Raw genomic sequence first — 21,990 nt, forward strand, 5'->3', positions numbered from 1 at the left:
CGTGTCCTTCGACCGGGGGGTTTCGAAGATGACCGCGGGGTGGTACGGGGCCGGGGGGATGGACCCGTTCGAGGAGATGCTCGCCCGCTTCTTCGGCTCGCGGGCGCACCGGCGCCCGCAGGAGCGGATCAGCATCGCCCGGCTGATGAGCGAGCCCGCGCGCGAACTGGTGCGGGACGCGGCGGCCCAGGCGGCCCGGTGGGGCAGCGTCGATCTGGACACCGACCACCTGCTGTGGGCGGCGACCCGGCAGCAGGGCACCCGGCAGTGGATCGTGCGGGCCGGTGCCGACCCCGACAAGATCAAGGACGAGATCGAGAGCCATGCCCGGCGGGGCGAGCCGCGGGACGTGCCGCCGGAGCTGACGCCGTCCGCCAAGCGGGCGCTGCTGGATTCGCACCAGGTCTCGCGGGCGCTCGGGTCGTCCTACATCGGGCCCGAGCATCTGCTGTTCGCGCTGGCGCTCGACCGGGGGTCCAGCGCGGGGCGCATCCTCGACCACGAGCACGTGACGCCCGACACGCTCCAGCAGGCGGCGACGGGCGGCGGGCCGGGGCAGCCGCCGGGCGGCGGGGGCGGCGGGCAGCCGTCCGAGACGCCGACGCTGGACGAGTTCGGCCGCGACCTGACCGCGCTGGCGCGGGAGGGCCGGATCGACCCGGTGATCGGGCGGGAGCGGGAGATCGAGGAGACCGTCGAGGTGCTGTCGCGGCGCACCAAGAACAACCCGGTGCTGATCGGCGACCCGGGGGTCGGGAAGACCGCGATCGCCGAGGGCCTCGCGCAGCGGATCGTCGACGACGAGGTGCCGGAGACGCTGCGCGGGAAGCGGCTCGTCCAGCTCGACCTCGGCGGGGTCGTCGCCGGCACCCGGTACCGGGGCGACTTCGAGGAGCGGCTGAAGAAGGTCGTGGACGAGATCCGCGAGCACGCCGACGAGCTGGTCGTGTTCATCGACGAGATCCACACGATCGTGGGCGCGGGCAGCGCCGAGGGCGCGATGTCCGCGGGGAACATGCTGAAGCCCCCGCTGTCGCGGGGCGAGCTGAACGTCGTCGGCGCGACCACCATCGACGAGTACCGCCGCAACATCGAGAAGGACGCGGCGCTGGAGCGCCGGTTCCAGCCGATCCTGGTGTCGGAGCCGAGCCCCGACGACAGCATCGAGATCCTGCGCGGCCTCCGCGACCGCTACGAGGCGCACCATTCGGTGCGGTACAACGACGAGGCGCTGGTCGCGGCCGTGGACCTGTCCAGCCGGTACCTGACCGACCGGTTCCTGCCGGACAAGGCGATCGACCTGATCGACCAGGCGGGCGCCCGCGTCCGGCTGCGCGCGGGCACGCGGGACGGCGGCAGGCGCGAGCTGGAGCAGCGGCTCGACCGGCGGCGCCGGGAGAAGGACCAGGCCGTCGCGGACGAGGACTACGAGAAGGCGTCCGAGCTGCGCGACGAGATCGCCCGGCTGGAGAAGGACCTGGAGACCGCCCGCGACGATGACGCGCCCGCGACCGTCCCCGAGGTGGCCGTCGAGGACGTCGCCGAGGTCGTCTCCCGGATCTCCGGGGTGCCGGTCACGCAGCTCACGCAGGCCGAGAAGGAGCGGCTCACCCGGCTGGAGGAGCACCTGCACCAGCGCGTCATCGGGCAGGAGGACGCGGTGGAGGCGGTGGCGCGGGCCGTCCGGCGGTCCCGCGCCGGCATGGGCGACCCGGACCGCCCGATCGGCGGGTTCCTCTTCCTCGGCCCGACCGGCGTCGGCAAGACCGAGCTGGCGAAGGCCCTGGCGGAGGCCCTGTTCGGCAGCCAGGACCGGATGATCCGGTTCGACATGAGCGAGTTCCAGGAGCGGCACACCGTCAGCCGGCTGATGGGCGCCCCGCCCGGCTACGTCGGATACGAGGAGGCCGGGCAGCTGACCGACGCCGTGCGGCGGCAGCCGTACTCGGTGATCCTGCTGGACGAGATCGAGAAGGCGCACCAGGACGTGTTCAACGTCCTGCTCCAGCTCCTCGACGACGGCCGGCTGACCGACGCGCAGGGCCGCACCGTCGACTTCCGCAACACCGTCGTGATCATGACGTCCAACCTGGGCTCCGAGCTGATCAGCGGCACCAACGAGATCGGCTTCGGCGGGCGCGACGGCGAGGGGGGCGCGCTCAGCGACCGGATCATGCGGCGGCTGCGCGAGTCGTTCCGGCCCGAGTTCCTCAACCGGATCGACGAGATCATCGTGTTCCGGCGGCTGGAGGCGGGCCAGCTGCGGCAGATCACCGACCTGCTGCTGGACGAGACGCGCCGCCGCCTCCGCGCCCAGGACGTCGACGTCGACTTCACCCCCGAGGCCGTCGACTGGCTCGCCGAGCGCGGCTACCAGCCGGAGTTCGGCGCCCGGCCGCTGCGCCGCACGATCCAGCGGGAGGTGGACGACCAGCTCGCCGACCTGCTGCTGTCCGGCGACCTGGAGCACGGCCGGCACGTGGAGGTCTCCGCCGCGAACGGCGGCCTGCAGTTCGACGTCAGCACCGGGTAAGGGCTACAGTCCTCCTGCAACCCTTACAGGAGGACGTGTGCTCATTCCCCTCGCCGACTACGCGGCGGGTGTCGAGGTCGCGAACGACCTGGTCGCCACGTCGCCGGACGTGCGGGGCGCCGAGGCGCTCACCGGCCCCGCCGAGCTGGCCGCCCTCCTCGCGGCGTACGACGTCCGGACGCCCACCGCCGCGGACGTCGAGCAGGTGCGCCTGCTCCGCCGCGAGGTGCGCGCCGTCATGGAGGCCGGGACCGCCGAGCGGGCGGTGGAGGGCGCGTCGCTGCTCGCCGGGCACGCCGGGCTGGCGCCCGTGCTGCGCCGCGACCCGTCCGGCCGGTGGCAGTGGTACGTCCCGACCGCCCGGGACGCGTCCCTCGCGGGCGAACTGGCCGCCGTGCTCGGCGTCGCGCTGCTCGGGCTCGTCCGGGCGCTCGGCCACGACCGGTTCCGCGCGTGCGCCGCGCCCGGCTGCCGCGGCGTCTTCGCCGACGCCAGCCGCGCCGGGCGCCGCCGCTACTGCATGCCGGAGCGGTGCGGGAACCGGCTGAACGTCGCCAACCACCGCGCCCGCAGGCGGGAGGCGGCCCGATGACCCTCACCGGCGCGATCCGGCTCCCGGACGGCGCGTGGATCAGGGGCCGCGGCCTGCGCGACCCGCTGCCGGACGGCCCCGAACCGGACTTCGGCCTCTACCTGGGCTCGGCGAAGCTCCGCCGCCGCCACGGGCCGGCGCTGCGCTGGGAGTCGGCGTGGCTCGACTGGCCCGACTTCCGGCTGCCCCGCGACCGGGACGAGGCCGTCCGGCAGATCCGCGCCCTGCACGAGCGGGCCGTGGCCGGTGAGGCGGTGGAGGTCGCCTGCGGCGGCGGCGTCGGGCGCACGGGCACCGTCATCGCGTGCCTGGCCGTCCTGTCCGGGGTGGACCCGTCCGAGGCGGTCGTCTGGGCGCGCGAGCACTACCACCGGCGCGCCGTGGAGACCCCGTGGCAGCGCCGCTGGGTCCTGCGCTTCCCGACGGACCCACGACCCCGGCGAGGCGGCTAGGCGCCCAGGATCAGGGTTGCGGCGTGCTCGCCGATCATCATGCTGGGGGCGTTGGTGTTGCCGCCGGTGATGCTCGGCATGATCGACGCGTCCGCGACCCGCAGGCCCTCGATGCCCCGCACCCGCAGCGCGGGGTCGACGACGGCCCGCTCGTCCGACCCCATGCGGCAGCTGCCCACCGGGTGGTAGACGGTCGTCGCGCGGTTCGGCAGCTCCTTCGCCAGCGCGGCCCGGTCCGGGAAGGACGGGCCGGGGGACAGCTCCAGCTTGACGTCCCCGGCGATCGCCTTGTTCGCCATCACCTCCCGGACGAGCTCGATGCCGTCCAGCAGCAGCCGGGCGTCGTCGGGCTCGCTCAGGTAGCCGGGGTCGATCACCGGCGGGGCGGACGGGTCCGCCGACCCGAGCCGGACCGTGCCGCGGCTCTTCGGGTAGATCAGCGTCGGCATGATCGTCAGCGCGGGCCGCTTGTCCACCTTGTGGCGCACCGGGGCGTCCTGGTTCGGGAACGGGTACGACCACGGCAGCGCGTGGATCTGCAGGTCGGGGATGTCGCCGGCGTGCCCGGTGCGGACGAACCCGACCGCCTCGAACACGCTGCGGGCCACCCACGTCCCGCCCTTCGTCCACTCCTTGGCGACGCCCCGCGCGAAGTACGGCGCGGTGCCCCGGTGCCGGGCCGTGTCCATGACGAACGTCATCGGCACGAACATGTGGTCGTGCAGGTTGTCGCCGACGGGCAGGTCGGCGTGCACCTCGATGCCGTGCTCCCGCAGGTGCGCGGCGGGGCCGACCCCGGACAGCATCAGCAGCTGCGGGGACCCGAACGCGCCGGCCGCCAGCACGACCTCCTTGGACGCCCGGATCGTCGACGTCCCCTTCTTCGTGACGACCTCGACGCCCGTGGCCCGGCCCTTGTCGATCACCACGCGCCCCACCAGCGCACCGGTCAGCACCGTCAGGTTCGCGAGCCCGTGGTCGTCGAGGTAGCCGACGGACGAGCTGTAGCGCAGCCCCTTGTCGACGCTCTGCTGGAAGACGCCCGCGCCCTCCTGCTCCTCGCCGTTGTAGTCGTCGTTCCGCTTCACCCCGGCCGTCTCGATCAGCGCCTCGATGAACGCCTCCGACGCGGGCGTGAGGTCGCGCTGCCGGGTCACCTGGATCGGCCCGCCGGCGCCGCGCAGCTCGCCGGCGCCGTCCTCCCAGTTCTCCATGCGCTTGTAGCTGGGGAGGACGTCGTCGAAGCCCCAGCCGGCGCAGCCGTCCGCGGCCCAGTCGTCGTAGTTCCTGCGGTGCCCCCGCACGAACAGCATCCCGTTGATCGACCCGGACCCGCCGAGCACCTTCCCCCGCGTCTGCGGGATCTTCCGGTTCAGCGCGTGCTCCTGCGGGGCGCTGTAGAACCCCCAGTCCAGCTTCTTCTTCAGCTGCGGGACGTTGTGGAAGACGGCGATCAGGCCGGGCTTGCGGACCAGCGGCGTCCGGTCCGGCCCGCCCGCCTCCACCAGGACGACGCTCGCCCCCGAATCGGCGAGCCGCCGCGCCAGCACGCACCCCGCGCTCCCGGCCCCCACCACCACGTAGTCAGCGGTCTGGTCCATGTCTTCCTCTCCGCCGGTGCCCGCGCACGCGCGGACGACCCCAGTCGAGGGCCCGCGCCCGGCCCGATCGTCACCGCCGGCAGGCGGCTCATGGGTGCGCCGATCGTAAGAGCGCCGGAACCCCCGTCCAACCCCTGTCCCGGTCACCGGAACCCCCCGAGGGCGGGATGGGGCTGGCCCCACCCCCGTTCAGGGAGAGCACACCAGTGTCCGGGGGAGCGCGCCCGCCTAGCGTCCAGGTGACATGACCAAGATTCAGCGGATCATCGCGTTGCTGCTGGGAGCCGCGGCGGTCGCCGCCACCGCGGCGGCGCCGGAGCCGGCGCGGGCCGGACAGGCCCGCTGCGCCGACCATCACGCCCTGCGGGCGGCCCTGGAGCGCATGACGCGCGTCCACGGCCTGACGGGTGCGGCGGTGCGGGTCGACGACCCGCGCTGCGGGACGTGGACGCACGCGAGCGGCGTCGCCGACCGGCGGACGGGCCGTCCGATGACCTCTGGCCTGCGGGGGCGGATCGGCAGCATCACAAAGACGTTCACGGCCGCCACGGTTCTCGCGCTGGCGGCGGAGGGCCGCGTCCGCCTGGACGCGCCCGTGGCGCGCTACCTGCCCGGCCTGATCGACCGGAACGGCTACGACGGCCGGAAGATCACCATCCGGAGCCTGCTGCGGCACACCAGCGGCCTGCCCGACCACATGGACACGTTCGAGAGCACCGAGGACTTCCGCTTCCGGCACTTCGAGCCGGAGGAGCTGGTGGCGCGGGCGCTGACCCTGCCCCGTCCCGCGCCCGGATGGCACTACTCCACCACCAACTATGTGATCGCCGGGCTCATCGTGGAGAAGGCCACCGGGCACGCGGTGGAGGACGAGGTGTCGCGCCGGATCATCACGCCGCTGCGGCTCCACGACACCTACTGGCCCGGTGACGAGACGTGGATCCGCGGCCCGCATGCGCGCGGCTACGTCCGCGAGGAGGACGGCTCGTACACCGACTACACCGAGATGAACATCTCGGCGGGCGGGGCCGGTGGCGCGCTCATCTCCACCCCGCGCGACGTCAGCGCGTTCTTCGGGGCGCTGACGGGCGGGCGGCTGCTGCCTCCGGCGATGCTCGCGGAGATGAAGCGGACCGTCCCCGCCGACCCCGACCGCGTGTGGGAGGGCGCGCGGTACGGCCTCGGGCTTATCGGCACGCCGCTGCGCTGCGGCGGCACCTGGTGGGGCCACGCCGGCGACATCGACGGCTTCACGGCGATCTCCGGCACGGCGCCGTCCGGGCGCCGCGTCGCGGTCGCCTTCAACGAGAACCCGTCCACCTTTGAAGCGTTCACCGGCGAACTGGACCTCGTCCAGACCGCCCTGTGCGAGGAGACCGCATGAAGACGATCCGACGGGCGGCGGCGCTGACCGGAGCGGCCGCCGCGCTGGCACTGCTCGCCCCCGCCGCTTGGGCGGCCCCGGCCGGGGAGCGCGGCGCCGCCGGTGAAACGGGAGGCGGCCTCGGCCGGTTCTACCACCAGCGGCTCACCTGGAAGGCGTGCGCGCTCGGCCCGGACGACGAGGTCGGCGCGGAACTCGACAGGGCCGGCGCGCGGTGCGCCGACGTGACCGTCCCGCTCGACTACGCCCGGCCGGGCGGCCGGACGATGACCGTCGCGATCTCCCGGCTCAAGGCCTCCGACACCGGGCACCGCATCGGGACGATGATCCTCAACGGGGGCGGGCCGGGGCCGTCGATCGACATGCCGCCCTACATGCGCGACCTCATGGGCGCGGCGGGGCCGCGCTACGACCTCGTCGGCATGGATCCGCGCTCCCTGGGCCGCAGCGGCGGAATCGACTGCGGCTGGCCGGCCGCCACATGGATCAAGGGCGCGGGCGCGACCCGCCGCTCGTTCGACCGGTCGGTCGCGTTCGCCGAGGACCTGGCACGGCGATGCGCGCGGACGAACGGCGATGTCCTCCCGTACATCAGCACCCGCAACATCGCCCGCGACATGGACGTCGTCCGCGGCGCGCTCGGCGAGCGGAAGGTGTCCTACAACGGCGCCTCCTACGGCACCTACCTCGGCCAGGTCTACGCGGCGATGTTCCCGGGCCGCCTCGACCGGGTCGTCCTCGACAGTTCGCAGGACACGCTGTCCTGGGGGCCGCGCGTCATCGCCACCATGACGCGGGCGAACGACCGGGCGCTCGGCGACTGGGCGGCGTGGGCGGCGGAGCGCCACGCCACGTACGGGCTCGGGGAGACGCGCGGCGAGGTCCTGGCCACCGTCGAGCGGATCTACGCGGCGTCCGCCCGCGCGCCGCTCGCCGTCGGCAGGTACCGCCTGGACGACACGATGCTGCCGGTGGTGCTGTTCGACAACCTCGGCACCGACGAGGACGCGGCGCGGGCGAGCCTCGCCGCGTCGGTGCGGGTGCTGGCGGACGCCGCGGCCGGGCGCCCCGCGCAGCCCACCCCCGACCTGGACGAGGAACTCGCCTTCCTGCTGACCGGGGCGGAGTCGCGGTACGGCAGCGGGCAGAGCGCCATCATCTGCGGTGACGCCGCGGCACCGCGCGACCCGGAGGTCTACTGGCGGGACGTGCGGCGGCACCGCGCCGCAAGCCCCCTGTTCGCGCCGGTGGGCCGCGGCATCGGCCCGTGTGCGTTCTGGCCGGTGCGCCCCGCCGAGCCGCCGGTCCGGGGCGTCGGCCCCCTGCGCGCGCTGATGGTGGCGGCGACCGGTGACACCCGCACCACCTACGCGAGCAACCTGACCGCCCACCGGATGCTGCCCGGCACCCGCATGATCACGCTGCGGGCGAACGTCCACGCGCCCTACCAGCGCGGGTACCCGAACCTGTGCGTCCGGGACCGGGTGAACGACTACCTCGCGACCGGGCGCCCGCCCGCCCGCGACCTCGTCTGCGCCCCGGAATGACCGGCCGGGCCGGCTCTCAGGTGTCGTAGTCGACGGTCAGGCGGGGGGTGGACGGGGTCGACTGGCAGGTCAGGATGTAGCCGGCGTCCACCTCGGACGGTTCCAGGGCGAAGTTGCGGCGCATGTCGGCTTCGCCTTCGACGACCCGGGCGCGGCAGGTGCCGCAGACGCCGCCCTTGCAGGCGAACGGCAGGTCCGGGCGGACGCGCTGAGCGGAGTCCAGGATCCGCGCGTCCTGGGGCTGGGTGAGGGTCGTGGAGCGGCCGTCCAGGATGACGGTGACCTCGCAGGCCGGGCCGGTGGGGGCGGACTCCTTCCGGTTCGGCTCGGGGGGCGGCTCGTCCACGTAGAACAGCTCCTGGTGGACGCGGTCGCGGGGCACGCCGAAGCCCCGCAGGACGTCGCGGGCGTCGGTGACCATGCCGAGCGGGCCGCACAGCCACCAATGGCCGACGTCGGCGACCGGGACGATCAGGGGGAGGAGCGTGCGGAGCTTGGCGGCGTCCAGGCGTCCGGTGAACAGCTCCGCCTCGCGCGGCTCCCGGGAGAGGACGTGGACGAGTTCGAACCGGTCGGGGTGGGCGTCCTTCAGGTCGGCGAGCTCGTCGGCGAACATCACCGTGCCGCTGCGCCGGTTGCCGTAGAGGACGGTGACGCGGGCGGCGGGGTCGGCGAGGGCGGACGCGGCGATCGACAGGACGGGCGTGATGCCCGAGCCCGCGGCGATCAGCACGTGGTGGGCGGCGGTGGCGCCGAGGGTGAACGTGCCCGACGGCGGCAGCACCTCGACGGCATCGCCCGGCCGCACGTCGTGGACCAGCCAGGACGAGAACAGGCCGTCCGGGATCTCGCGGACGCCGATGCGCGGCGCGGCCCCGGCCGGCGCGCAGATCGAGTAGGAGCGGCGCTCCTCGCGGCCGCCGATCGTGCGGCGCAGCGTGAGGAACTGGCCGGGGCGGAAGCGGTAGGCGTCCGCCAGGTCCGGCGGCACGTCGAAGGTGACCGCGACCGCGTCGTCGCACAGGCGCTCGACGCCCGCGACGCGGAGCGCGTGGAACCCGGCGCGGCGCGGCGCGACCTCGGTGAGCGTCACTCAGATCTCCTTGAAGTGCTCGAACGGTTCCCGGCAGGACTCGCAGCGGCGCAGCGACTTGCAGGCGGTCGCGCCGAACCGGGACACCTCGGCCGTGTCGGCGGAGCCGCAGTGCGGGCACCGGACGCGCCGGGTCGGGCCCAGCGCGAGGGGGATCGGGCCGGAGGCGCGGCGGGGCGCGGGACCGGGCGGCGCTATCCCGGCCTCCCGGAGCTTGCGGCGCCCCGAGTCGCTGATCCAGTCGCTCGTCCAGGGCGGATCGAGGACCGTGCGGATCTCCACGTCGCCGTATCCGGCGTCGGCGAGGCTCTTGCGGAGGTCGGCGCGCATCGTGTCCAGGGCCGGGCAGCCGGTGTAGGTCGGGGTGATCGTCACCTCGACGCGGCCGGACTCCTCCGTGACGTCGCGCAGGACCCCCAGCTCGGCCAGCGTGAGCATCGGCAGCTCGGGGTCGGTGACCGCCTCGGCGACGGCTCGGGCGCTCACCATGTCGCCCCCGGATGGGCGCGGGCCAGGCTCTGCATCTCCGCCAGCAGGCCGGTGAGCGCGGGCGAGTGCGCGCCGTCCCGCCCGGCCAGGTGGGACGGGGCGGGCTCGGGCCGGTCGAGCGTGGCGCGGGACAGGACCTCGTCGAGGACGGCGTCGAACTCCGCGCGCACGTCGGACGGGTCGACGCCGACGCCGGCGTCGGCCAGGTGGCGCTCGACCTCGTGCGTCGCGAAGAGCTCGCCGGTCAGCGGCCAGAGGTCGTCCAGGGCCCGCTGGGCGCGCTCGTGGGACACGTCGGTGCCGTCGCCGAGCCTGATCGTCCAGAGCGCGGCGTGGTCGCGGTGGTAGGCGACCTCCTTGACGCCCTTGGCGGCGATCGCGGCGAGGACCGGGTCGCGGGAGGAGGTCAGGCGGTCGAGGATCGCCAGGCGCCACGTCGCGAACATGAGGAGCCGGACGGTCGAGTACGCGAAGTCCCCGTTCTCGACCTCGGCCAGGCCGACGTTGCGGAAGTCGGGCGCGTCCCGGAAGTAGGCGAGGTCGTCCTCGCCGCGGCCCTTGTCCTCGGCGACGCCGGCGCGCGCCAGCAGCAGCCGGGCCTGGCCCAGCAGGTCGAGCGCGATGTTGGCGAGCGCGACCTCCTCCTCCAGCTCGGGTGCGTGCGTGCACCATTCCTGGAGGCGGTGCGACATGACGAGGGCGTCGTCGCCGAGCATCAGGCAGTACGCGGCCAGCGCGGCGCGGTCGACGCCGTCCGGGACGGACGGGTCGATCCCGGCGAGCGGATCCTCGAACCCGGTGCCGAACGCCCAGCGGGTGTCGTCGCTCTGCTCGGAGAGGGCCTCGAACGGGTTGTCGGACGACATCGGAAGCCTCACATGTGGGGGACGTTCTCGGGGATCTCGTAGAACGTCGGGTGCCGGTAGACCTTGTCGCCGCTGGGCGCGAAGAAGGGGTCCTTCTCGTCCGGGCTGGACGCGGTGATGTCCTCCGACTTCACCACCCAGATGCTGACGCCCTCGTTCCGCCGCGTGTACAGGTCGCGGGCGTTGCGCAGCGCCATCTCGGCGTCGGGGGCGCGCAGCGAGCCGACGTGCACGTGGTTCAGGCCGCGCTTGCCGCGGACGAACACCTCGTAGAGCGGCCAGTTCCCCTCCATCACGCGACCTCCTTCCGGGCGTGCTTCGCGGCGTGCGCGGCGGCGGCCTCGCGCACCCAGGCGCCGTCCTCGTGGGCCTTGCGGCGCCGCTCGATCCGCTCGGCGTTGCAGGGGCCGTCGCCGCTGATCACGCGCTTCAGCTCCGACCAGTCGATCTCGCCGAAGTCGTAGTGGCCGCGCTCCTCGTTCCAGCGCAGGTCCGGGTCGGGGAGCGCGACGCCGAGCGCCTCCGCCTGCGGGACGGTCATGTCCACGAACCGCTGCCGCAGCTCGTCGTTGGTGTGCCGCTTGATCTTCCAGGCCATGGACTGCGCGGTGTGCGTGGAGTCGGCGTCCGGCGGGCCGAACATCATCAGCGACGGCCACCACCAGCGGTTCACGGCGTCCCGCACCATCTCCCGCTGCGCGTCCGTGCCGCGCATGAGGGTCATGAGCAGCTCGTAGCCCTGCCGCTGGTGGAACGACTCCTCCTTGCAGATGCGGATCATCGCCCGCGCGTACGGGCCGTAGGAGCTGCGGCACAGCGGCACCTGGTTGCAGATCGCGGCGCCGTCCACCAGCCAGCCGATCACGCCGACGTCCGCGAACGTCAGCGTCGGGTAGTTGAAGATCGACGAGTACTTCTGCTTCCCGGAGATCAGCTTGCCGGTCAGGTCGGACCGGTCGGCGCCGAGCGTCTCCGCCGCCGAGTACAGGTACAGGCCGTGGCCGGCCTCGTCCTGCACCTTGGCGAGCAGGATCGCCTTGCGGCGCAGCGACGGCGCGCGGGTGATCCAGGCGCCCTCCGGCTGCATCCCGATGATCTCGGAGTGCGCGTGCTGCGCGATCTGCCGGATCAGCGTCGCCCGGTACTTCTCCGGCATCCAGTCGCGCGGCTCGATCCGCTGGTCGCGCTCGATCGTCCGCTCGAAGTGCTCCAGCGTCTCCGCGGTGTCCTGCGTCATGATGCCTCCCGCTTGGCCACCAGGGTCAGGACGTCGTACGTCGCGACCGCGGCGCCCTCCTGGTTGGTGACCTCGGTGTCCCAGCGGACCTCGCCGTAGGCGGCGTTCTCCCGCGGGGTGATCTGCTTGGCGGTGAGCTTCACCGTCAGCTCGTCGCCCGGCTTGACGGGGGTGAGGAACCGCAGGTTCTCCAGCCCGTAGTTCGCGAGGACGGGGCCGGGCTCGGGCGACACGAACAGGCCCGCCGCGAACGAGACCACCAGGTAGCCGTGCGCGACGCGGCCGCCGAAGAACGGGTTCGCCTTGGCGGCCTCCTCGTCCATGTGGGCGTAGAAGGTGTCGCCGGTGAACTCGGCGAAGTGCTCGATGTCGTCGAGGGTGACGGTGCGGGGGCCGGCGACGACCGTGTCGCCGATCCGCAGCTCTTCGAGGTGCTTGCGGAACGGGTGGACGCCGCTCTCGGTGCGGGCGGCGCCCCGCGTCCAGCGCCCGGTGATCGCGGACAGCATCGACGGCCCGGCCTGGACGGCGGTGCGCTGCATGTGGTGCATGACGCCGCGCATGCCGCCCATCTCCTCGCCGCCGCCCGCGCGCCCCGGGCCGCCGTGCACCAGGCCCGGCATGGGGGAGCCGTGCCCGGTGGACTCCTTCGCGTCCTCCTCGTTCAGGACGAGCAGCCGACCGTGCCACGGCGCGGCGCCCAGCACGACGCGGCGCGCGAACTCGGGGTCGGCGGTGACGACCGAGCCGACCAGGCTGCCCAGCCCGCGGGCCGCGAGCGCGACCGCGTGCGCGGCGCCGCCGTCGTACGGGAGCAGCGTGCTGACCGGGCCGAACGCCTCCACCTCGTGGGGTTCGGGGCGCTCGGCGTCGTCCACGCGGAGCAGGACCGGCGACATGAACGCGCCGCGCTCGGCGTCGGCGCCGATGACGTCGACCTTCTCGGGGTCGCCGAACACGATGCGCCCCGCGTCCAGAAGCTTCTTCAGCTGCCGGCGGACCTCGTCGCGCTGGTCGAGGGTGGCGAGCGCGCCCATCCGGACCTCCGGGTCGGACGGGTTGCCGATCTTCACCCGCGCGAGCCGCTCGCCCGCCGCCTCGGCCACGTCGTCCATCAGCTCGGACGGCACCAGGGCGCGCCGGATGGCCGTGCACTTCTGGCCGGCCTTCACCGTCATCTCGGTGACGAGCTGCTTCACGAACAGGTCGAACTCGGCCGTTCCGGGACGGGCGTCGGGGCCGAGGATCGAGCAGTTCAGCGAGTCGGCCTCCGCGTTGAACCGCACCGACCGCCCGGTCACCACGGGGTGGCCGCGCAGCAGCCGCCCGGTGGCGGCGGACCCGGTGAACGCCAGGACGTCCTGCTCGGTCAGGTGGTCCAGCAGGTCGCGCGGGTCGCCGCAGACGAGCTGGAGCGTCCCCTCCGGCAGGATGCCCGACTCGACGATCAGCTCGGCCAGCCGCGCGGACAGGTACGCCGTCTGCGGCGCGGGCTTGATCAGGCTCGGCATCCCGGCGAGGAACGCGGGCGCGAGCTTCTCCAGCGGCCCCCACACGGGGAAGTTGAACGCGTTGATCTGCACGGCGACGCCCTGCAGCGGCGTGCAGACGTGCCGTCCGGCGAACGTGCCGCCCTTGCTCAGCGGCTCCACGTCGCCGTCGACGAGCACGGTGTCGTTCGGCAGCTCGCGCTTGCCCTTGCTCGCGTAGGCGAGCAGGACGCCGATGCCGCCGTCCACGTCGATCTTCGAGTCGGCGAGGGTCGCGCCGGTGCGCGCCGACAGCGCGTACAGCTCGTCGCGGTGCTCGCGCAGGTGGAGCCCGAGCTCCTTGAGCAGCGCGGCGCGCTGGTGGAAGGTCAGCTCGCGCAGCGCCGGCCCGCCGGTGCGGCGGCCGTGCTCCAGCGCCGCGGCCATGTCGATGCCGGCGGAGGAGATCCGCGCGACCTCCTCGCCGGTCACGGCGTCGGTGAGCGGCGCGCCCTCGTCCGGTGGGACATGCCAGGCACCGGACACGTAGCTGGGCAGCGGAGCCATCCGACCTCCTCGAATTACTGACCGTCCGTTCAGTCAGATATTAACCCGCCGGCGGGGCCCGGGAGAAGAGCCGGGACGGCTTCGGCGCTGCGATAATGAGCCCCGTGAACAATGCGGGCGGCGGGCGGGCGAACCGGCGGGGACGGCCCGGCTACGACAAGGAGTCGCTGCTGCGCGTCGCCGTGCGGGTGTTCAACGAGCGCGGCTACGACGGCACCAGCATGGACGACCTGGCGAAGCGCCTCGGCATCAGCAAGTCCGCGATCTACCACCACGTCGCCGGGAAGGACGAGCTGCTCCAGCTCGCCGTCGACCGGGCGCTCGACGGGCTGTTCGCCGCCGCCGAGGAGACCGCGGCCGTCGAGGGGCGCGCCATCGACCGGCTGGAGCACCTCGTCCGGGCCAGCGTCGCCGTCCTCGTCGCGCAGCAGCCGTTCGTCACCCTGCTGCTGCGGGTGCGCGGCAACACCGCCGTCGAGAAGCGGGCGCTGGCCCGCCGCCGCGAGTTCGACCACCTGGTGTCCGGGCTGGTCGCCGAGGCCGAGGCGGACGGCGACATCCGCCCCGACATCGACCCGGCGATCGCGGCCCGGCTGCTGTTCGGCCTGGTCAACTCGCTGATCGAGTGGTACAGGCCGCGCGGCGGCGCGAGCGGGGAAGAGATCGCCGACGCGCTCTGCAAGGTCGCGTTCGACGGCCTGCGGAGCGGCCCGCGGCCTGCGCCGCCGCGCGGCGGCTAGCGGTGGGTGACCAGCACTTCCGGACGCTCCACGCAGTCGGCGACGAAGCGGAGGAAACCGCCGGCGACGCCGCCGTCGCAGACCCGGTGGTCGAACGTGAACGACAGCTGCGTCACCTTGCGCAGCCGCACCTTCCCCTTGTGCGCCCACGGCTTGTCGGCGATCCGCCCGACGCCGAGCATGGCCGCCTCGGGATGGTTGATGATCGGGGTCGAGCCGTCCACGCCGAACACGCCGTAGTTGTTCAGCGTGAACGTGCCGCCGGTGAGGTCGCCCGGCGCGAGGCGCCCCTCGCGGGCCTGCTCGGTGCGCTCCCGCAGCGCGGCCGCGAGCTCGGCCAGCGTCATCTCGTGCGCGTCGCGGACCACCGGCACCACCAGGCCCCGGTCGGTCTGCGCGGCGAACCCGAGATGCACGTGCGGCAACCGGACGATCTCCTGCCGCTCCGCGTCCACGTAGGCGTTCAGCTCGGGGAAGCGCCGCAGGCCGGTCAGGCAGACGGCGGCGAACAGGGCCAGCATCCCGACGCCCGCGTCCGGGTCGGCCTCCTGGATCTTCCTCTTGAGCTTGACCAGCCGGGTCGCGTCCACGTCCACCCAGGTGGTCGCGTCCGGGATCTCGCGGCGGCTGCGGGACAGCTTCTCCGCCGTCGCCCGCCGCACGCCCTTGAGCGGGACCCGCACGGCGCCCGCCTCCTCGCGGATCTCCTCGCGGATCTCCTCGCGGGGCGCGCCGGCGGACGGCGCGGCGGCGGCGATCGCCTTCTCCACGTCCCGCCGCAGGATGACGCCGCCGGGACCGGTCGGTGCCACCGCGGCGACGTCGATCCCGTGGTCCTTCGCCAGGCGCCGCACCACGGGCGAGATGACCCGCGGCACCTCCTCGCGGGACGGGGGCCCCGCCTGCGCCGGAGGCCGCTTGGCGGCGCGGCGCCGCGACCGGCGGCTCCCGGACGTCCCGTAGCCGACGAGCACGTTCCCGGAACCGGCGCGCTCCTCCTCCCGGTACCGCTCCGCCGCCGGGCTCTCGGCGGGCGCCGACTCCACGGCGGTCACCGCGATCAAGGGGGAGCCCACGTCCACGACGGCGCCGGGCTCGGCGTACAGCTCGGTGACCGTGCCGGCGACCGGGATCGGGACGTCCACGGCGGCCTTCGCGGTCTCCACCTCGACGATGATCTGGTCGACCGCGACGGTGTCGCCGACCGAGACCTTCCACTCCAGGACCTCCGCCTCGGTGAGGCCCTCGCCCAGGTCGGGCAGCTTGAAGACCGTCGCGCCCGACTGCTGCGCCACCTTCATGCGTGTCTCTTGCGGGGGGACGACCCCCCGCACCCCCCGGTTCGCTTCGCTCATGCCGCACCGCCCAGGTACCTGGTGTCCGGCTGGTCGTCGCGCTGCAGGCGGTCGAGGGCGTCGAGGACGCGGTCGACGCTCGGCAGGTGGTGGTGCTCCAGCATCGGCGGCGGGTACGGGATGTCGAACCCCGACACGCGCAGCACCGGCGCCTCCAGGCTGTGGAAGCAGCGCTCCTGGACGCGGGCGGCGATCTCCGCGCCGACGCCCGCGAACCCGGCGGCCTCGCTGACGACCACGCAGCGGCCCGTCCTGCGCACCGACGACGCCACCGTCAGGTCGTCGAACGGGACGATCGTCCGCAGGTCGACGACCTCCAGGTCCCAGCCCTCGGCGGCGGCGGCGTCCGCGGCCTCCAGCGCGACCGGGACGCTCGGCCCGTAGGCGACGACCGTCGCGTCGCGGCCGGGGCGGCGCACGGCGGCGCGGCCGAACGGCTCCGTCCGCTCCAGGTGCTCCACGTCCGACTTCGACCAATACAGCTTCTTCGGCTCCATGAACACGACCGGGTCCGGGTCGTCGATCGCCTCCCGCAGCAGGGAGTACGCGTCCTCGACCGTGGCCGGCGTGACGACCTTCAGGCCGGGCGTGTGCGCGTAGTACGCCTCGCTGGAGTCGCAGTGGTGCTCGACGCCGCCGATGCCGCCCGCGTAGGGGATGCGGATGACGATCGGGAGGTTCACCCGCCCGCCCGTCCGGTTCCGCATCTTCGCCACGTGCGAGGCGATCTGCTCGAACGCCGGGTAGGCGAACGCGTCGAACTGCATCTCCACGACGGGCCGGAACCCGCCCATCGCCATGCCGACGGCGAAGCCGACGATGCCGGCCTCGGCGAGCGGCGTGTCGAAGCAGCGGTCGTCGCCGAACTTCGCGGTCAGCCCGTCGGTGATGCGGAAGACGCCGCCGAGCGTGCCGACGTCCTCGCCGAACACGAGGACCCGCTCGTCCTCGTCCATCGCTTCGCGGAGCGCCGTGTTCAGCGCCTGGGCCATCGTCGTCATGACAGCGCCTCCTCGGCCTCGATCTCGGTCCGCAGCTGCGCCCGCTGCTCGTCGAGCTGCGGGTCCGGGGTGCCGTAGACGTGGTCGAACAGCGCCAGCGGGGCGAGGTCGGGGTCGGCGTTCATCCGGTCCCGGAGCCGTCCCGCGAACTCCTCGGCCTCGGCGGCGGCCGCCGCGACGTCCTCGTCCGTGAGGTGCCCGCGCCGCCGCAGGTAGGACTCCAGCCGCGCGATCGGGTCGCGCCCGCGCCATTCGTCGGCCTCCGCGTCCGTCCGGTAGCGGGACGCGTCGTCGGCGTTCGTGTGCGACTCCAGCCGGTACGTGTGCGCCTCGACCAGGAACGGTCCATTCCCCGACCGAGAGTGCTCGACGGCCGCCCGCAGCACGGCCAGCACGGCGACCGGGTCGTTGCCGTCCACCCGCTCGGCGGGCACCCCGTATCCGATGCCCTTGTGCGCCAGCGACGGCGCGGCGGTCTGCCGCTCCAGCGGCACCGAGATGGCGTACTGGTTGTTCTGGATGAAGAACACCACCGGCGCCTTGAAGACGGCGGCGAAGTTGAGCGCCTCGTGGAAGTCGCCCTCGCTGGTGGCGCCGTCGCCCACGCAGACCAGCGCGACCCGTCCCGTCCCCTTGCGCCGCTCCGCGTACGCGAGGCCCGCCGCGTGGACGGTCTGCGTCCCGAGCGGCGTGCACTGCGGCGCCGTGCGGTGGAGGTTCGGGTCGTACCCGCAGTGCGCGTCGCCGCGGAGCAGCGACAGCACCTCGACCGGGTCGATGCCGCGCGCCACCAGCGCCATCGACTCCCGGTAGGTGGGGAAGAACCAGTCCCCGTCCTCCAGCGCGAGCACGGAGCCGATCTGGCACGCCTCCTGCCCGTGGCTGGACGGGTACACGGCCAGCCGGCCCTGCTTGGTCAGCGCGGTCGCCTGCGCGTCGAACCGCCGCCCGACGACCATCGCCCGGTGCGCCCGCCGCAGCAGCTCCGGATCCGGCACGGCGTAGCGCTGCTTCCCGCGTACCGCCGCGCCGCCGTCGGTCAGGAACCGCACGGGCTCCGCCGAGGGGAGCAGCGTCTCAACCCGACCCGTCGTCATACGCCTCCACCTCCGCACTCGATCGGTGCTAGGAATATGAACCAGATCGGCCATAGGTCTCAATAGACGGCCAAAACGCAGGACATTCGGCTCACCGGAGGAGCGTCAATGGACCATCTGTCTCCAGAACCCGCACCACTCGCGGGCCATGACGGACGTTCGGCGGCGCCCCTCGACGACCTCGACCACGCGATCATCCGCGAGCTGCGCGCGGACGGCCGCATCTCCATGCGCGCCCTCGCCGAGAAGGTCAGCGTCTCCCGCTCCAACGCCTACACGCGGGTGGAGCGGCTCATCGCCGACGGCGTCGTCACCGGGTTCACCGCGCAGGTCGACCCCGTCCGCGCCGGGCTGGGCACCGCGGCCTACGTCCTGGTCAACATCGAGCAGAACTCCTGGCGCAAGGTGTCGGCCGAACTCCGCAAGGTCGCCCACATCGAGCACCTGGCGTTCGTCGGCGGGGACGTCGACCTGGTCATGCTCGTCCGCACCCCCGACAACGCCTCGCTCCGCGACGTCGTCCTGGCCCGCATCCACGCGGTGGAAGGCGTCCGCGCCACCCGCACCTGGCTCATCTTCGACGAGATCCCGGCGGCCCCCGCCGACATGTGACCGGGCCGTCCGCCGCGGGCGGGCGCCGCATCCGGAAGCAAGATCGAATGTGGCCGGATCCGGACGCGAAACGGTCTTGATCGCGTACGCTGGTGCAGCCGGGGGCCGGTGCTCGCGGCTGTGAGGAGAAAAGGTGGCAGCTGAGCGGTCGCAGCCCAGCGGGTTCGATCCGAACATCCCGAACATCGCCCGGATGTACGACTACTACCTCGGCGGCAAGGACCACTATGCGGCCGACCGGGCACGCGCCGAGGAGGCGATCGCGGCCGATCCGACGCTGGTCACGCTGATCAGGGAGAACCGCGCCTTCCTCGGCCGCGCGGTGCGGTACCTTGCCGAGCAGGGCATCGACCAGTTCCTCGACATCGGCACCGGGCTGCCCACGCAGCAGAACGTCCACCAGATCGCGCAGGCGGTGAATCCCAAGGCCCGCGTCGCCTACGTCGACTACGACGGGCAGGTGGTGGCGCACGGCCGCGCGCTGCTCGCCGCCGCCGAGGGCACGCGGATGATCGTGGGCGACGTCCGCGAGCCCCGCGCGATCCTCGACGACCCCGAGGTGCGGCGGCTGCTCGACTTCGGCAGGCCGATCGCGCTGCTGCTGGTCGCGACGCTGCACTTCATCCCGGACGAGGACGACCCGCAGGGCATCATGGCCGAGCTGCGCGACGCGCTCCCCTCGGGCAGCCACCTCGTGCTGACCCACGCCTCCGCCGACGGCGTCCCCGACGTGGTCGCCAAGGTCGTGGAGGTCTACAAGCGGACGAACGCGCCCGGCACCCCGCGCACCAGGGAGCAGGTCACGGCCCTCTTCGGCGACTTCGAGCTCCTCGACCCGGGCCTCGTGTGGGCGCCGCTCTGGCGGCCGGAACGGTCCATCACGCTGGAGGAGGCGCTCCCGGTCTGGTTCTACGCGGGTGTGGGCCGCAAGCCCTGAGGTATTGGCAGAACGTCCCGGATGCGTGATCGTTAAGGCGGGACGGGCCACGACGGGGAGGCGGCATGCGGGCGGACACGGTCGGGGCGGCGCTGGAGGACGCCGCGGCGCGGGACAAGGCGTTCCTCCACGACGGTGACGACACCTTCACGTTCGCCGAGTTCGACCGGCTCACCGACCGCGTCGCGGGCGGGCTGCTCGCGCGCGGGATCAGGCGCGGCGACCGGATCGGGCTGCTCGGCCTCAACACCCCGCAATGGCTCGCCGTCTTCTTCGGCGCGGCGCGGATCGGCGCCGTCATCGTCCCGCTCAACGTCCGGTACCGGGAGCGGGAGCTGTCGTACATGCTCGGGCAGAGCGGCGCGCGGACGGTCGTCAGCGCCCCCGCCGTCCCGGGTTTCGACTTCGCGGGCTTCTTCGAGAAGTTCCGCCCGCAGGCGCCCGGCGTCACCGACTACCTCTTCTTCGGCGCGGACTTCGACGAACTGGCCGCGACGCCCGCCGACCCGGCCGCGCTGGAGGCGGCGCGCGGCGCCGTGGCCCCCGGCGACCCGCTGATGATCCTCTACACGTCGGGGACGACCGGGCGGCCCAAGGGCGCGGTGATCACGCACGGGAGCATCCTCGCGTCGGCGCGGGCCCAGGCCGGCCACTTCGCGATGACCGACGAGGACGTGCTGCTCGGGCATCTGCCCTTCAACCACGTCGGCGGCATCACCTGCACCATCATGGCCGCGCTGGTCAGCGGCGGGTCGGTGGCGCTGCTGCCCGCGTTCTCCCCGGACGGCGCGCTGCGCGCCGTCGAACGGCACCGGGTGACGTTCCTCGGCGCCGTCCCCACGATGTACGTGCTGATGCTCGGCCGGGACGACTTCGCCGACTACGACGTCTCGTCCGTGCGGCTGTGCATGGCGGGCGGGTCGAACGTGGAGCCGGCGCTGGTCGAGTCGATCCTGCGCGGCTTCCCCGGCGCCCCGCTCTACGGGCTGTACGGCCTGTCGGAGTCGTCGGGCGCGTGCGTGCTGTCGCCGCTGGACGACGGCCCCGAGACCGTCGCGCGCACCCTCGGCGCGGTCATCGGCGACTTCGAGGCCCGGGTGACCGGCCCGGACGGCGCCGTCCTGCCGCCGGGCGAGACCGGCGAGCTGCAGATCCGCGGCGGCTGCGTCGCCGCCGGCTACTGGGACATGCCCGGCGAGACCGCCGAGGTGTTCCTGCCCGGCGGCTGGCTCGCCACCGGCGACATGGTCGAGATGGAGCCGGACGGCCACCTCGTCCTGCGCGGCCGCAAGAAGGAGATGTACATCCAGGGCGGCTTCAACGTGTACCCGGTCGAGATCGAGAACGTGCTCACCGCCCACCCCGGCGTCGCGATGGCCGCAGGGATCGGCGTCCCCGACGAGGTGCTGGGCGAGATCGGCCGCTTCTACGTCGTGCCGCACCCCGGCGCCGAACCGCCCACCGAGGAGGAGCTGACCGCCTACTGCCGCGAGCGCCTGGCCGACTACAAGGTGCCCCGGCAGTTCGTCGTCACCTCCGAGGTCCCGCTGACCCCCGTGGGCAAGATCCACAAAGCCAGGCTGAAGGACGACTACCTCCGCGGCAGGCCGTAGGCGCGGCGGAGCGCGATGTCGACGAGCCGCTGCGGCGCCAGCGTCCTGAGCCGGGGCACCACGAAGCTCTGCCCGCCGGCGCCGTAGCGTCCGCGCGGCGCGCGGGCGGTCGCGGCCTTCCAGACGACCTGGGCCGCCTTGCGCGGATCCTCGCCCCTGCGCAGGGCCCCGTGCAAGGTGGCGCGGGCGCTCTCCCGCGGCCCGTCGTAGTCGGCGATGGCGGCCCCTGCGGCGGTGGCGGTGTCCAGGACCTCGGTGGCGAACACTCCCGGCTCGACCAGGCACACCTTGATCCCCAGATGCCACACCTCGTGGCGCAGGGACTCGGTGCAGCGGGCGAGGGCGGCCTTGGACGCGGCGTAGAAGCCCTCGCCCGGCTCCCCGATCCACGCCGCCAGCGACCCGACGTTGACGATGCGGCCCCGCCGGCGCTCGCGCATGCCGGGCAGGACCGCGTCGACGAGGCGGACGGCGCCGAAGAAGTTGGTCTCGAACACCGCGCGGGCCTCGTCCGGTGCGGTCTCCTCGGCGAAGCCCTCAAGCATGACGCCCGCGTTGTTGATCAGGATGTCGATGCCGTCCGCCTGGGCGAGAACCTCATCGACGCATTCGCGCACCGACTCGTCGGAGCGGACGTCCAGCCGGAGCATCCGCACGCCGCCCTCGTCCGGGCGCTCCCGCCGGGACGTCCCGAACACCCGCGCGCCGCGCTCGGCGAACAGCAGCGCCGTCGCCCGCCCGATCCCGGACGAGGCGCCGGTGACCAGGACGTTCGCCGATGCCATGGGGTGCCTTTCACGTGAAG

At 73.5% G+C, this 21,990-nt stretch carries 20 protein-coding genes; 9 read left to right on the plus strand and 11 right to left on the minus strand.

The window, feature by feature from the left end; all coding sequences use genetic code 11:
- The first annotated feature begins 28 nt into the window (after positions 1–28).
- Genes ABTW95_RS16765 through ABTW95_RS16775 form a run of 3 tightly spaced genes read left to right on the plus strand, consistent with a single transcriptional unit; the run spans position 29 to position 3,577 of the window.
- Positions 29–2,533 carry an ATP-dependent Clp protease ATP-binding subunit gene (locus ABTW95_RS16765; protein WP_500226704.1) on the plus strand — a complete coding sequence of 835 codons (2,505 nt, stop codon included), beginning with the start codon at positions 29–31 and terminating at the stop codon, positions 2,531–2,533.
- Positions 2,534–2,570: 37 nt separating this feature from the next.
- Positions 2,571–3,125, plus strand: coding sequence for a CGNR zinc finger domain-containing protein (locus ABTW95_RS16770; protein WP_500226705.1), 555 nt, complete (start codon positions 2,571–2,573; stop codon positions 3,123–3,125).
- Entirely contained in the window at positions 3,122–3,577 is a 456-nt protein-coding gene (locus ABTW95_RS16775) for a protein-tyrosine phosphatase family protein (protein WP_396449500.1), read from the plus strand. The genes ABTW95_RS16770 and ABTW95_RS16775 overlap by 4 nt, the downstream gene beginning before the upstream one ends.
- On the opposite strand, the gene ABTW95_RS16780 is transcribed toward ABTW95_RS16775, so the two are convergent.
- Positions 3,574–5,178 carry a GMC family oxidoreductase gene (locus tag ABTW95_RS16780; protein WP_396453996.1) on the minus strand — a complete coding sequence of 535 codons (1,605 nt, stop codon included), beginning with the start codon at positions 5,176–5,178 and terminating at the stop codon, positions 3,574–3,576. The genes ABTW95_RS16775 and ABTW95_RS16780 overlap by 4 nt on opposite strands.
- A gap of 244 nt (positions 5,179–5,422) precedes the next feature.
- Here ABTW95_RS16780 and ABTW95_RS16785 point away from each other — a divergent pair, with 244 nt between their 5' ends.
- Together ABTW95_RS16785 and ABTW95_RS16790 are read left to right on the plus strand one after the other, a co-directional pair.
- Positions 5,423–6,562 (plus strand): serine hydrolase domain-containing protein, encoded by a 1,140-nt coding sequence (locus ABTW95_RS16785; RefSeq protein WP_500226706.1) that lies wholly within the window; start codon positions 5,423–5,425, stop codon positions 6,560–6,562.
- On the plus strand, positions 6,559–8,109 hold the full coding sequence (locus ABTW95_RS16790; RefSeq protein WP_500226707.1) for an alpha/beta fold hydrolase: 1,551 nt from the start codon (positions 6,559–6,561) through the stop codon (positions 8,107–8,109). The genes ABTW95_RS16785 and ABTW95_RS16790 overlap by 4 nt, the downstream gene beginning before the upstream one ends.
- A 16-nt stretch (positions 8,110–8,125) precedes the next feature.
- Here ABTW95_RS16790 and paaE read toward each other — a convergent pair whose 3' ends face one another.
- From paaE to paaZ, 6 genes are read right to left on the minus strand one after another with little or no spacing between them, the layout of a single operon-like run.
- A complete protein-coding gene (paaE, locus tag ABTW95_RS16795; protein WP_396449504.1) occupies positions 8,126–9,202 on the minus strand; it encodes a 1,2-phenylacetyl-CoA epoxidase subunit PaaE in 1,077 nt (358 codons plus the stop codon).
- Positions 9,203–9,691, minus strand: a complete 489-nt coding sequence (gene paaD, locus ABTW95_RS16800) for a 1,2-phenylacetyl-CoA epoxidase subunit PaaD (RefSeq protein ID WP_396449505.1) — start codon at positions 9,689–9,691, stop codon at positions 9,203–9,205.
- The gene (gene paaC, locus ABTW95_RS16805) at positions 9,685–10,557 is read right to left on the minus strand and encodes a 1,2-phenylacetyl-CoA epoxidase subunit PaaC (protein ID WP_396449517.1); all 873 of its coding nucleotides are present in this window, start codon (positions 10,555–10,557) and stop codon (positions 9,685–9,687) included. The genes paaD and paaC overlap by 7 nt, the downstream gene beginning before the upstream one ends.
- Positions 10,558–10,565: 8 nt before the next feature.
- A complete protein-coding gene (gene paaB / locus ABTW95_RS16810; RefSeq protein ID WP_396449518.1) occupies positions 10,566–10,850 on the minus strand; it encodes a 1,2-phenylacetyl-CoA epoxidase subunit PaaB in 285 nt (94 codons plus the stop codon).
- A complete protein-coding gene (paaA, locus tag ABTW95_RS16815; RefSeq protein ID WP_500226708.1) occupies positions 10,850–11,794 on the minus strand; it encodes a 1,2-phenylacetyl-CoA epoxidase subunit PaaA in 945 nt (314 codons plus the stop codon). Before paaA ends, paaB begins: the two co-directional genes overlap by 1 nt.
- A complete protein-coding gene (gene paaZ / locus ABTW95_RS16820; protein WP_500226709.1) occupies positions 11,791–13,830 on the minus strand; it encodes a phenylacetic acid degradation bifunctional protein PaaZ in 2,040 nt (679 codons plus the stop codon). The genes paaA and paaZ overlap by 4 nt, the downstream gene beginning before the upstream one ends.
- Positions 13,831–13,925: 95 nt before the next feature.
- On the opposite strand from paaZ, the gene ABTW95_RS16825 reads away from it, so the two are divergent.
- Entirely contained in the window at positions 13,926–14,570 is a 645-nt protein-coding gene (locus ABTW95_RS16825; RefSeq protein ID WP_396449508.1) for a TetR/AcrR family transcriptional regulator, read from the plus strand.
- Here ABTW95_RS16825 and ABTW95_RS16830 read toward each other — a convergent pair.
- From ABTW95_RS16830 to pdhA, 3 genes are read right to left on the minus strand one after another with little or no spacing between them, the layout of a single operon-like run.
- A complete protein-coding gene (locus ABTW95_RS16830) occupies positions 14,567–15,871 on the minus strand; it encodes a dihydrolipoamide acetyltransferase family protein (RefSeq protein ID WP_500226710.1) in 1,305 nt (434 codons plus the stop codon). The two genes, ABTW95_RS16825 and ABTW95_RS16830, sit on opposite strands and share 4 nt — an antisense overlap.
- Before the next feature lie 50 nt (positions 15,872–15,921).
- The gene (locus tag ABTW95_RS16835; RefSeq protein WP_500226711.1) at positions 15,922–16,926 is read right to left on the minus strand and encodes an alpha-ketoacid dehydrogenase subunit beta; all 1,005 of its coding nucleotides are present in this window, start codon (positions 16,924–16,926) and stop codon (positions 15,922–15,924) included.
- Positions 16,923–18,023, minus strand: coding sequence for a pyruvate dehydrogenase (acetyl-transferring) E1 component subunit alpha (pdhA, locus tag ABTW95_RS16840; RefSeq protein WP_396449511.1), 1,101 nt, complete (start codon positions 18,021–18,023; stop codon positions 16,923–16,925). Before pdhA ends, ABTW95_RS16835 begins: the two co-directional genes overlap by 4 nt.
- Before the next feature lie 108 nt (positions 18,024–18,131).
- Between pdhA and ABTW95_RS16845 the strand changes: the two genes are divergently transcribed.
- The 3 genes from ABTW95_RS16845 to ABTW95_RS16855 all read left to right on the plus strand — a co-directional run bounded on the left by ABTW95_RS16845 (position 18,132) and on the right by ABTW95_RS16855 (position 21,185).
- Positions 18,132–18,635: an Lrp/AsnC family transcriptional regulator gene (locus tag ABTW95_RS16845; protein ID WP_396449512.1), complete on the plus strand. Its 504-nt coding sequence runs from the start codon at positions 18,132–18,134 to the stop codon at positions 18,633–18,635.
- 133 nt (positions 18,636–18,768) lie between these two features.
- Positions 18,769–19,572, plus strand: a complete 804-nt coding sequence (locus ABTW95_RS16850; RefSeq protein ID WP_396449513.1) for an SAM-dependent methyltransferase — start codon at positions 18,769–18,771, stop codon at positions 19,570–19,572.
- Positions 19,573–19,637: 65 nt separating this feature from the next.
- Positions 19,638–21,185: a class I adenylate-forming enzyme family protein gene (locus ABTW95_RS16855; RefSeq protein ID WP_396449514.1), complete on the plus strand. Its 1,548-nt coding sequence runs from the start codon at positions 19,638–19,640 to the stop codon at positions 21,183–21,185.
- Here the strand turns inward: ABTW95_RS16855 and ABTW95_RS16860 are convergent.
- Positions 21,164–21,970, minus strand: coding sequence for an SDR family NAD(P)-dependent oxidoreductase (locus ABTW95_RS16860; protein ID WP_500226712.1), 807 nt, complete (start codon positions 21,968–21,970; stop codon positions 21,164–21,166). The two genes, ABTW95_RS16855 and ABTW95_RS16860, sit on opposite strands and share 22 nt — an antisense overlap.
- Between the last annotated feature and the right edge of the window lie 20 nt (positions 21,971–21,990).

The organism is Spirillospora sp. NPDC127506 (assembly GCF_040302145.1).
Lineage (GTDB): Bacteria > Actinomycetota > Actinomycetes > Streptosporangiales > Streptosporangiaceae > Spirillospora.